The organism is Limosilactobacillus vaginalis, assembly GCF_025311515.1.
GTDB lineage: Bacteria > Bacillota > Bacilli > Lactobacillales > Lactobacillaceae > Limosilactobacillus > Limosilactobacillus vaginalis.
Genome location: NZ_CP104399.1, coordinates 705,010 through 716,860, shown reverse-complemented (window position 1 = coordinate 716,860; position 11,851 = coordinate 705,010). Strand labels below are relative to the sequence as shown.

The following is an 11,851-nucleotide window of genomic DNA, read 5'->3' as shown; positions in this document are numbered from 1 at the left end:
CTGAACTATTTTTTAAAATCAGCTGGTCGAAGTCCTTCCATCCCGATCATTGGATCGATTTCTCCTGACTTAATCAATGCAGGGGTTAGGATCGTTTGTTTAGTTTGACTTAATTGATCATCAGAGACGTCTTGAGCACTAGTATGTTCTTTAATATTGTCCGGTTCAAACTGACTTTCCGTTCCCTGCTCAAGTGGTGATTTTAATTTACCATGATGTTTCCAAGTATCCGTTAATCTCTTTACCAAACTAGTTTGCCGGTTAACAGATTGACTATTAATTGCCGTAACGAAGGCATACGTCTCCCCGACCATTATTAGCTTGTCAGCGGCCCGGGTAACAGCCGTGTAGAGAAGGTTCCGCTGTAACATCCTACCAAATTCATGAACTAAGGGTAAAATCACCATCTTAAATTGGCTACCTTGAGATTTATGGATCGAAATACTATACGCCAACCGAATTTGTGACCACTCTAATCGTCCATAGTTAACTTCATTCCCGTCAAAGTCAATTGTCATTGTTGCATTCTTTTTCCCCTTATTACTGCCATTCTCAATTGCAGTAATTCGACCAATATCACCGTTAAAAACGTTATTCTCTGGACTATTAACCAGTTGGAGAACCTTATCACCAACTCGAAACACCTGTCCCCGAAATTCAATCTCCTGCTTATTAGCAGCCGCTGGATTATAAACGGCTTGGGAAAGATCGTTTAGCCGATCAACCCCCGCTGCGCCACGATACATCGGTGCCAGGATTTGGAGATCATTAGCATCGTAACCACGCTTTTGACTCATCTCAATAATTTGTTTCACAACTCCTGGGACTTGTCGTGAGTGGCATGCAATAAATGAACGATCCGCCATTTTTACCGTTAAATCACTTGGAATTTTCCCTTCACGAATATCATGAGCAAGAGGGATAATTGTTGAATCTGCTGCCTGACGGTGGATCTTTTTTAATTCAATCCGTGGTAGATCAGCAAATTCTAGCAAATCATGAAAAACCTGTCCAGGACCGACTGAGGGCAACTGATCCTTATCACCAACAAAGATAACGTGCATTGATGTCGGGATCGATTGAACCAGAACCTTAAACAGCAATGTATCAACCATTGACATTTCATCCACAATCAATAATGAGCCTTCAAGATCCTTAGCGTTTAATTCTGTTGGCATTTCACGACCATTCAACCCTAGTAAGCGGTGAATCGTGCTTGCTGGCAGATCAGTTGCTTCGCTCATTCGCTTGGCAGCCCGACCCGTTGGCGCAGCAAGTAAAATTGGAAATGCCTTTTCCTTATACTGGTTCGGATCAAGAGCAATTTCGTGAAGTTCAGCAAACGCCTCAACAACACCCTTAATAATTGTTGTTTTCCCGGTTCCTGGTCCCCCGGTAAGGAGCATTACCTTAGATGTTAATGCCGTTTTAATCGCTTCTATCTGGATCTCATCATATTTGATTCCAGTTTTGACTGGCAGTTTTTCCAGAATGGTTGTAATTTGCTTCTCATTTTTTGACTCGTCCTGGTTTTGACAAAGCCGGTGCAGATTTTCGGCGATCTGCCATTCAGCCTTATACAGACTTGCCGGATAAATCCGTTTATCTTCGTACTGAATGGCACCGCTTTTCTCCATTTCAACAATCTGCTGAGTAACCTTAGCAGTTGGAATTGGTTGTCCATTAGTATCTGAAAGCAAGCGCATACTTTCCTGAAGCAACGGCTTAGCGCTGGTATAGGTATCACCACTCATCATCGTTAAATCATCAATTGACTGGATAATGGCTGCTGAGATTCGTCGCTGATCATCGGCAGGAATTCCCATTTTAATGGCTACCTGATCTGCCCGCTTAAAACTAATTCCGTCAATATCCTGAACAAGCTGGTATGGATTTTCACTAATAACATGAAGAGTTTCATCCCCATAGCGGTCAAAAATGGCACTGCTCAGATTACTCCCAAATCCCAAATCATTTAATCCAATAATAATTTGGTCCATTCCCTGATTAGCATTCAGGTTTTCAACAAGGCTAGTTCGAATTGCTTCACGTAATTTCAAGCCATCAAGAATATGCGGGTCAGCAGTGATCTTGTCAATTGCATGGATGCCTAATTGATCAACAATCTTTTCAGCAGTCTTTTTCCCCACTCCAGGGAACTGCTTGCCAGCAAGGAAATTAACAATTCCCTCTTTACTGGTTGGCTGGTTAGCATGATATGAACTTGCTTGGAATTGACGACCATACTTAGGGTGATCAATTAATTTTCCCTCAAAGCGATACGTTTGATCATCACGGAGATCGCCAAAGCTCCCCGTAACCGTTATTTCACTTTCGTTCCAATCGAAATTAGCGTCTTCTACCGAAACTAGCAAAACCTTATAAAAAGAATCAGGACTATCAAAAATATCCGATTGTACTTGACCAATAAAAAAGGATGGCTCTTCTGGCCCCTCAAATAGGTTAATTTCTTCTGCCATGAAAGTCATCCTTCCTTAAATTTATTATTTATCATTTTGCGGTTTCTGCGTTGCTTGTAACGTTTTTTCAATTTCAGCAATCCGCTTTTCACTCTTAGTGTAGTAATCTAAGTCAAGCTGCCGTGCCTGATTCAAATAATCCTTATATGGTTCTCCAAGGACCATTGCTACCAATCCACGGTTAAATTGTGTATCTGCTCGACCAGGGTGGTGCTTCAAAATGGCATCATAGTATGATGCAGCCTGCTTAAATTCACCCAGAGCAAGAAGAGCGTCTCCCAGAGCTTGATCAATTTCCGGATCTTCCGGTCGTAATTCATGAGCTGTTAAACCATAAGCAATAACCTGCTTATACTGCTTTTTCTTACTGTAGCTTTGGGCAAGCATCAGATAAGAATCAGCCTTCAATTTCTTATCATCAATCTTGTTGTAAAGCTTAATAGCTTGATCAACTTTACCGACCTCATAATATAGGTTTCCAAGCCCGTAATTTAATAGGTTTTGGGCTTCCTGATCACCCTTTGCCTCAAAGATCCCTAAAGCCTTCATAAATAGTTCTTCAGCTTGAGCATAGTCCTGAAGACGAGTTAATAATGAACCTAAATCATAATAGTTATTAGCTTTATCAGGGGATTCATCGATTGCAGTAATTAACTTATGCACTAAACGTTCTGTTTGCTTCTTTTGTTCTTCACGATTAGTCTGTTGTTCTGTCATTTAAATTCACTCTCCTCAGATTGTATCAGTCGGATCAACATTAGCCTTATGCAAGTATGAAGTATCATTCCACTTTTCCAGTTCAAAATGTTCAGCATCATCTGTAGTCAGAATGGTAGTAGAAGTGTTACTAAGGCCACCACGATCTTTCAAGTGTGCGAGAGGGGTTCCCACAAGCGCATTAATACTAGCATTCAGAGCTGCCCCATGTGAAACAATTAAAATTGTCCCATGCGGATCATTCCGACAAAACTCTTTGATGGCTGCTCCCATGCGGTTAATAACTTGTGCAAAGCTTTCACTTTCTACGATAGAACTATCATATTTATCAGGATGATGGCGGAAATTTTTTAACACATCAGGCCACTTTTCAGCAACCGCATCAAAATGCATCCCCTCCATCTTTCCCAGATTAAATTCTTTTAACCGACTATCAATTGTTAGAGGAACCGGTCGATTAAGGTGCTGTAATAATGTCATTGCCGTTACCCGAGCACGTTTCAACGGACTAGCATAGACGTGATTAATTGGAACATTTTTTAACGATTCCGCTAGTAATTCAATTTCCTTATAACTTTGATCAAGTAATGGCGAATCACCGTTAGCACCCTGGTAACGAGATTCAAGATTCCATTGTGTTTTTCCGTGACGGATTAAGTAAACTTTAGTCATATTATTCGACCTTTTTCCTCTATTTTAACAAAAAATAATCGTCGTGTTCCAAACTTTTCTTAATATGTATAGGGAAGTATACCACCTATATACTAATAACGGTATCTTCCCTACTTTGCATTATTTTTTATGTTTAAACGTATTGGCAAAGGTGATCATGATTATATGCCCGGTCAATAATCGCACTCCCAAGACACTCTTCACCATCATAGAAGACAACTGCCTGTCCCGGAGTAATTGCCCGTGCCGGGTCATCAAAGGTTACGGTAACCATTTGCTCGTCTTCAGAGATGTGAACCGTTACACCAACATCCTTTTGCCGGTAACGGAATTTGGCAGTACAGTGAAAATCATGACCATACCGACTTACAACATCATCAACCCAGTGAATATCACTAGCTTCGAGGTGAGTTGCATAGAGGTGCTCATTTTCATACCCCTGACCAACGTAAAGAACATTCTTCTTAATATCCTTACCAATGACGAACCAAGGAGCATTACTCTTCTTATTACCGCCAAGGCCAAGTCCCCGACGCTGACCAATCGTATAATACATTAGTCCCATATGCTGGCCAACTACCTTGCCATCAACTGTCTCCATGTTTCCTGGTTGTGCTGGGATGTATTGGCTCAAGAATTCACGGAAGTGGCCATCTTCACCAATAAAACAGATCCCAACAGAATCCTTCTTTTTGGCTGTAGCAAGTCCAGCTTCTTCAGCAATTTGGCGAATTTCTGGCTTGGTATAGTTTGCCAGTGGGAACAGCACCTTATCTAATTGCTGGTAGTCTAATTGACTTAAGAAGTATGTTTGATCCTTGTTTTGATCCTTTGCCCGCATCAGGTGCATCCGTCCGTCAGCATCACGCTTTAAATCAGCATAGTGTCCCGTTGCAACGTAATCAGCACCAAGCTGGTTAGCATAATCAATAAACGCTTTAAACTTAATTTCCTTATTACAGATAACATCCGGGTTAGGTGTCCGTCCCTTCTTGTATTCAGCAATAAAGTACTTGAAGACACGATCCCAATACTCCTTTTCAAAGTTAACTGAGTAATAGGGAATGCCGATTTTGGTTGCTACCTTAGCAACATCTTTATAATCTTCCGTTGCGGTACAAACGCCATTTTCATCGGTATCATCCCAATTTTTCATAAAGACACCAACGACGTCATATCCCTGACGCTTTAATAGGAGGGCGGTAACTGAAGAATCAACCCCGCCACTCATTCCAACAACCACCCGTGTATGGCTCTTGTCAGACATTATTTAATCACCATCATTTCAAATAGATTCTGGAACAATCTACGATAGAAGGTCGCATGTTACCAGTGTGAACTATTGTATCAAAACTTGCCAACTACTGCATTAATTTACCCTTTTGTTACTAAAAAAACATTCCGTTTAAGCATTTCTTTTAAAATAAAATGATACTGCTCAACAAATTCCTTGGCGCGCGGATGAGTAAAGATGTTAATTTTCCGCATTCCGTTACCGGTAACAGTTTCCATTTTAACCCCAGTTAGGTCAGCAGAGATCAGGATCCGGAGTTTAGCAACCGGGTTAAATGGGTTGTCAGTATCAACGCTTCCAACATATTCAAAGTTTCCGCGTTTGGTTTCTTCAAACCCTAAATCAATTAAAGTGTATCGTTTAATGTCGGGACTAATTGAATACTTGTCTGAATCTCCTTGAAGTTGAACTGTTTTTACAAACTGCATTAGTCCTCAACTCCTTTAATATTTTTTAGCTTATTAACAATTTCAATGATCGCATCCACTAAGCCATTAACCTCTTCTTCAGTGTTTAATGCCCCAAAGCTAATCCGAATTGACTCACTAATTCGCGGACTATCCTTACCAAACATCGCGGTTAATACATGAGAAGGCTCAATGCTTCCGGCAGTACATGCAGAACCACCCGAAACGGCATAGCCAGCAAGGTCAAGATCGGTTTGCATTACATAGGTAGAAATCCCCTTAAACCATAAATTAAGAACATGGTTAAGAGCATGAGGGTCTAGTTGTCCATTGACCTCAAAGTCAACTCCAGCATCCGTTAACCGCTTAACGATTAACTGCTTAAAGTGATAATAACGTTCTTGACGCTTTTGCTTTTCCTCAGGGGTATCAATGGAAACCGCCTTAGCAAACGCCGCGATGGCTGGAACATTCTCGGTTCCCGCACGGCGTTTTGTTTCCTGATCACCACCGCGAACAAAGCTAGGGAAACTAATCCCGTCGCGACGATACAGAAAGCCAACCATCTTAGGACCATTCAACTTATGGGCTGAGGTTGACATAAGGTCAATGTGATCAGCCTCAACATCGATCGGCAAGAGTCCATAAGCTTGAACAGCGTCGGTATGGAACCATGCTTGGTGATCCTTTAAAATTTCACCAATTTCATGAATCGGCATCCGACTACCGACTTCATTATTTCCCATCATGATTGACACAAGAATCGTATCATCACGTAAGGCTGCCTTAAAATCTGCTAATGAAATATTGCCATTCTTATCAACTGGCAGGTAGGTGACATCAAATCCTAATGATTCTAAATAATGTAGTGGCTTCAAAATTGCTTCATGCTCAATCGCGGTGGTAATAATGTGCTTGCCAAGATTTTGTCGCGTTAATGCTGTTTGAATTATTGCGGTATTATCGCTTTCGGTTCCACCACTGGTAAAGACGATTTCCTCATCCTTAGCGTTAATACTTTGAGCAATTACGTGACGACTGTTTTCAAGGACTAGCTTGGAGTGACGACCGTAAGAATACCCCGTTGAAGCATTCCCCCAGGTATTTTCCGTTTGCTTTATCAGCTCATCAATCACCGGCTTGGTCATTGGTGTTGTTGCTGCATTATCAAAATATACTTCACTCACTCTTCATGTGCCTCCCTATTTATTCAAATCCGCAAAGAGTTGTAATAACATCTTGGCGGAACGTTTACCAGCATCGATAATAAATTCATCAAAACTAACTCCGGCATCTTCGTCTCCAGTATCAGACATTGCTCGAACAACAACGTACGGAACATCATGATCAGTTGCAACCTGTCCGACAGCTGCCCCTTCCATTTCACTTGATAATGCATCAGGGAAGTAGTGAAGGATCTCTTGAATTGCATCCTTACTAGCAATAAATTGATCACCTGAAACGATTAGCCCGCGTTTAATATTTAAGCCAGTCTTTTCACCAGCCTTTTCAATGGCTTGTCCCCACTTTGCAGATGCTTTAAACCGGGGTTCTTTCCCTGGTAACTGACCATAAACATAGTCAAATGCCCGTACATCAACATCATGGTAGGCAGTTTCACTAGAAATAACAACATCGCCAACATGGAGTCCTTGACCAATTCCACCTGCAGAGCCAGAGTTAATTACTACATCTACTCCAAAATCTGTAATTAGGTGCTCTGTTGTAATCCCAGCTTCAACCTTACCAATGCCGGATTCAACTAAAATAACATTCTGGTTATCAATTTGTCCAGAATAATACTTTTTGCCACCGATTTCCTTTACCTGTTCATTCTCTAATGCTGCCGTCAATTCCTTAATTTCTTCGGGCATTGCACAAATAATTCCAAACTTCATTCTCTTCATCCTTACTTTACAAAAAATAAAATTAAATAAACGATTATAATTGCGACTACTAAGCTAATAATGGCAATGTTTAACCGTTTTCGTAGCCGCTGCATCTTCTGCTCATTGGTTAGCTGTTCCTGTTCGATTTTCTGATCAACCCGAGACCGAAAAGGCTGTTGTTCATCTTCACTATCATTGGAAACGGTCGTATGTTGCTGACGATACTGTTGACGCGTCAGCCGTTCATTATTATTTTGCGGATCCTTATCCATGGTTGGTCATCCCTCGCCAATAATAAATTGCCATAATCGTCTTGGCGTCCTCAATTTGTCCTTCATCAATCATCTTTAACGCTTCATCAAGGGTCACCTTTTCTAATACTAGTTGCTCATCACGGTCCTGAGGCAGTTTATTTTCCACCGGTGTGAGATCTGTTGCTAAGTAGAGTGTCATAAATTCATCCAGAACCCCAACCGATGTGTAAAATGATGAAATTTTCTTGATCGTCCCTGCCTTAAGACGGGTCTCTTCATTTAATTCACGTTTAGCAGCATGAAGGGCATCACGACTATCACGTGAATCAACCTTTCCTGCAGGAATTTCCAAGGTCGTATCATGAATTGGCGAGCGCCATTGCTTTTCCAAAATCATTTTGTGATCAGCAGTTAACGCCAGAATTGCCACTGCTGGAGCATGATGAACAATTTCTCGTTGTGCTTTTAAACCTTTTGGAGTTTCGACCTCTTCAACAGCAACTTTAATCAATTTACCATCGAAAACATTCTTCTCACTTAATGTTTTTTCTTCAAAATTCATTTTAATAGCCTCGCTTACTGAGTCGCTGAACATGTGCCGCTTGTGGTCCGCGTTTTCCTTGAACAATAACTAACGCAACCCGTTCTCCTGGGGTCAAGATCCTTAAGCCGTGGCCTTCAATTCCCGTATAATGAACGAAAATTTCACCTTCATGGGGAACATCAATAAATCCCCACCCCTTTTCACGATCAAAACTTTTGACTGTGCCTTGTAACATTAATTTCACCTACAATAAAAAATACCAAGCAACATAAACGTCACTTGGTATTTTACAACGCTAACTAGGGGTTTGTCATTGATGGGCAACTATTTTTCTAAGCCTTCATCAACTGTTTCTGGGAAGCTTTCCCGAACTACCTTGGCACAACGAGCACAGAGGGTTGGGTAAGCTGGATCTGAACCAACATCTTCCTTAACCATCCGGCACCGTTGACAGGTTTCACCTGGGGCAACACTTACCTTAACTGCAATCCCATCATTGTATTGATCAGCATCTGCAGCCGCTTCATCAAGAGAATGAAGATTAAGCTTTGAAACGCCCAATAATAATTGGACATCGGCATCAAGACTCTCTAATAGTTCCTTATTGTGTTCATTCACGTAAAGGTCAACTTGAGCTTCTAATGACTTACCAATCATCTTAGCGTTCCGTGCCTCTTCCAAACTCTTCAAGACGTGTGAACGAACTCCCATAAATTCAGACCACTTATCTAACAGTCCTTCTTCACCATCAAAGTGGCGTACTTCTGGGATTTCAGTCAATTGAACAAATTCTTCCGGTTCGTTCATGTAGCTCCAAACTTCTTCAGTTGTGTGTGGCAAGATTGGAGTAAGCAGCTTAACCATTGTTAACAAGATGTCATAGAAGACCGTTTGCATTGAACGCCGGGTTTGTGAATTCTCAGGTTCAATGTAGAGAACATCCTTTGCCACGTTCATGTAGAAGGCTGATAAATCATTGTTAACAAAGTTAATTAATAACCGGTAAGCATCAAGGAAGTCATAGTTATCAAAATCAGCTCGCATCTTTTCAAGGAAATGATTAAGCTTAACGAGCATGTACTGATCTACGGAACTCATATACTCGTAGGAAACAGTATTTTCACTTGCATTGAAATCACTAGTATTAGCAAGCAAGAAACGGAAGGTGTTCCGTAATTTTCGGTATGCTTCTGAGATCTGTTGGAAAGTTCCCATTGAAACCCGCACATCAGCAGAAGTATCAGCACTCATTACCCAAAGACGAATAATTTCGGCACCCATTTGTTGGACAACCTTATTTGGATCGATAACGTTCCCCTGTGACTTACTCATCTTGTTACCACGCTTATCAAGGGTAAATCCTTGAGAAACGATTTCCTTATATGGAGCATGACCAGAGCAAACAACACTAGTAATCAGGCTTGAATTGAACCAACCACGATACTGATCGGATCCTTCAAGGTAAAGATCAGCTGGATAAGTCAAGTAATCCCGTTCAGCTAGAACCCCTTGGTGGGAAGAACCAGAGTCAAACCAAACATCCATAATATCGGTTTCCTTAGTAAACTTACCATGAGGTGAATGTTCGTTAGTGTATCCTTCTGGGAGAAGATCCTTTGCATCACGTTCAAACCAAACATTAGAACCATATTTTCTAAAGAGATCTGCAACATGATTAATCGTTTCTTCTTCCATGATTGGTGTACCATCTTCAGCGTAGAAGATTGGCAGTGGTACACCCCAAACACGTTGCCGTGAAATTACCCAGTCGCCACGATCCTTAATCATATTGCGAAGGCGAACCTTACCCCATTCTGGGTGGTACTTAACATTTTCTAAGGCATCTAAGATATTTTGACGCATCTTTTCAATGGATACGAACCACTGATCTGTTGCCCGGAAAATAATTGGCTTCTTTGTCCGCCAATCGAATGGATAGCTGTGCTTTAATGGTTCTTCAAGAAGAAGAGCATTATTATCTTCAAGCTTTTGCAGTGAAATGTCATCAGCTTTTTGGTAGAAGACACCATCAAAGTCGTCACCGTTTTCCTTTGTCAGGACACCTTGATCATTAATTGGGGCGAAAATTGGCAAGTCATACTTTTTACCAAAGTTGTAGTCATCGTCCCCATATCCCGGAGCGGTGTGAACAAGTCCGGTACCAGCATCAGCAGTAACGTAATCAGCAACCCCAACCAAAAGTTCACGATCAAGGTATGGGTGTTGAGTAGTTAAACCTTCCAGATCCTTTCCGGCGACATGCTTAACTACTTGGTAGTCGTCCCAACCAAGTTTCTCTGCTAATCCTTCCAAAAGTTCCGTTGCAACAACAAACTTCCGATCGTCATTAGCTGGTTTAACAACTGAGTAGTCAAACTTAGCATTTACCGCTACCGCTTCAGATGCTGGAACGGTCCATGGAGTAGTAGTCCAGACAACTAGGTAGGTATCACTATCAAGAACACCCTTACCGTCCTTAACCTGTTCAACAAAGAAGGCTGTTTTAGCAGTGACGTCATGATATTCAACTTCGGCTTCTGCTAATGCTGATTCAGATGACCATGACCAGTAAACTGGCTTCTTAGCTTGGTACAAAAGACCCTTCTTAGCAAATTCACCAAAGACACGAATTTGTGCAGCCTCAAATTCCTTATCCAAAGTTAGGTACGGGTGATTCCAGTCACCGCTAACTCCTAACCGTTTGAAATCTTTGCGTTGCTTGTCAACTTGTTCCAAAGCATACTTCCGACAGAGGTCACGGAATTCTGTTAGACTCATCTTCTTCCGGTCGTAACCGGCCTTCGTCAATTGGTGTTCAATCGGCAACCCGTGAGTATCCCAACCAGGAACATATGGTGAACGGAAGCCACTCATTGACTTGTAACGAACGATAAAGTCCTTAGAAATCTTATTCATGGCGTGACCAATGTGAATATTACCATTAGCGTATGGAGGGCCATCGTGAAGAATAAACGTTGGCTTCCCCTCATTTAATTTTTGTCGTAATTCATATACTTTATTTTCTTCCCAAACACTTTCACGTTGTGCTTCAGTGACTGGTAACTTTCCCCGCATCGGGAACTTGGTCTTACCCAAGTTTAATGTATCTTTAACTCGCATATGCAATTCTCCTTTCTCAATCAACAATTAATAACTAAAAAAACTTCATCCCATCACTGGGACGAAGCATTTCGTGGTACCACCCGTTTTCAGGATATTTGGTTAATCAAATATCCCCTCAACCATTGCTTAACGGTAATGAACCGACCTGATTTAAATATTCAACCAGGTACTCGGGACCGATCAAGTAAAACAATACTAAATATTAGCCTCACACCACTTGCTAACTCGCTGAATCATTCTTGTTCTACTAATGTCCTTCGACGTTTTTGTTATTAATTATTACAATTTAATTTAAACAACTAGTTATTATCTGGGAAAACAACAACAGTGTCACCCTCATCTTCACTATTGCTTGATTCGGTAGAAGCAGACGCAACAGAATCATTGGTTGCTTTACTCTCATCACTTTGCGCTACCGCTGAAGTATCGGCAAATGCTGAAGCAAAGTCGGTCGGTGAGTTAAAGGAAACT

The 11,851-nt window shown here is 41.3% G+C and carries 11 protein-coding genes and 1 other annotated feature; all 11 genes read right to left on the bottom strand.

Translation table 11 applies throughout. The features are described 5' to 3' along the window. Positions 1-5: 5 nt before the first annotated feature. Positions 6-2,480: an SF1B family DNA helicase RecD2 gene (recD2, locus tag N4627_RS03470; RefSeq protein ID WP_260965008.1), complete on the bottom strand. Its 2,475-nt coding sequence runs from the start codon at positions 2,478-2,480 to the stop codon at positions 6-8. A gap of 24 nt (positions 2,481-2,504) precedes the next feature. Then, positions 2,505-3,197 carry a tetratricopeptide repeat protein gene (locus N4627_RS03465; protein WP_260965007.1) on the bottom strand — a complete coding sequence of 231 codons (693 nt, stop codon included), beginning with the start codon at positions 3,195-3,197 and terminating at the stop codon, positions 2,505-2,507. Between the two features lie 15 nt (positions 3,198-3,212). Further along, positions 3,213-3,869 (bottom strand): histidine phosphatase family protein, encoded by a 657-nt coding sequence (locus N4627_RS03460; protein ID WP_098045000.1) that lies wholly within the window; start codon positions 3,867-3,869, stop codon positions 3,213-3,215. Between the two features lie 133 nt (positions 3,870-4,002). After that, complete coding sequence (gene mnmA / locus N4627_RS03455) at positions 4,003-5,136, bottom strand: tRNA 2-thiouridine(34) synthase MnmA (protein WP_102169041.1); 1,134 nt, start codon at positions 5,134-5,136, stop codon at positions 4,003-4,005. 107 nt (positions 5,137-5,243) lie between these two features. Then, the gene (locus N4627_RS03450; RefSeq protein WP_260965006.1) at positions 5,244-5,591 is read right to left on the bottom strand and encodes a DUF1831 domain-containing protein; all 348 of its coding nucleotides are present in this window, start codon (positions 5,589-5,591) and stop codon (positions 5,244-5,246) included. Next, the gene (locus N4627_RS03445) at positions 5,591-6,757 is read right to left on the bottom strand and encodes a cysteine desulfurase family protein (RefSeq protein ID WP_003716848.1); all 1,167 of its coding nucleotides are present in this window, start codon (positions 6,755-6,757) and stop codon (positions 5,591-5,593) included. The genes N4627_RS03450 and N4627_RS03445 overlap by 1 nt, the downstream gene beginning before the upstream one ends. Positions 6,758-6,772: 15 nt before the next feature. Next, positions 6,773-7,468, bottom strand: a complete 696-nt coding sequence (locus tag N4627_RS03440; RefSeq protein ID WP_040531053.1) for a 5'-methylthioadenosine/adenosylhomocysteine nucleosidase — start codon at positions 7,466-7,468, stop codon at positions 6,773-6,775. 11 nt (positions 7,469-7,479) lie between these two features. Continuing rightward, positions 7,480-7,731 carry a hypothetical protein gene (locus N4627_RS03435; protein ID WP_003716846.1) on the bottom strand — a complete coding sequence of 84 codons (252 nt, stop codon included), beginning with the start codon at positions 7,729-7,731 and terminating at the stop codon, positions 7,480-7,482. After that, positions 7,724-8,275: an NUDIX hydrolase gene (locus N4627_RS03430; protein ID WP_098044996.1), complete on the bottom strand. Its 552-nt coding sequence runs from the start codon at positions 8,273-8,275 to the stop codon at positions 7,724-7,726. The genes N4627_RS03435 and N4627_RS03430 overlap by 8 nt, the downstream gene beginning before the upstream one ends. 1 nt (position 8,276) lies before the next feature. After that, a complete protein-coding gene (locus N4627_RS03425) occupies positions 8,277-8,492 on the bottom strand; it encodes a cold-shock protein (protein WP_003716844.1) in 216 nt (71 codons plus the stop codon). Positions 8,493-8,581: 89 nt separating this feature from the next. Next, a complete protein-coding gene (gene ileS / locus N4627_RS03420) occupies positions 8,582-11,377 on the bottom strand; it encodes an isoleucine--tRNA ligase (RefSeq protein ID WP_003716843.1) in 2,796 nt (931 codons plus the stop codon). 54 nt (positions 11,378-11,431) lie between these two features. Beyond that, positions 11,432-11,650, bottom strand: a binding site (T-box leader). Positions 11,651-11,851 lie beyond the last annotated feature (201 nt).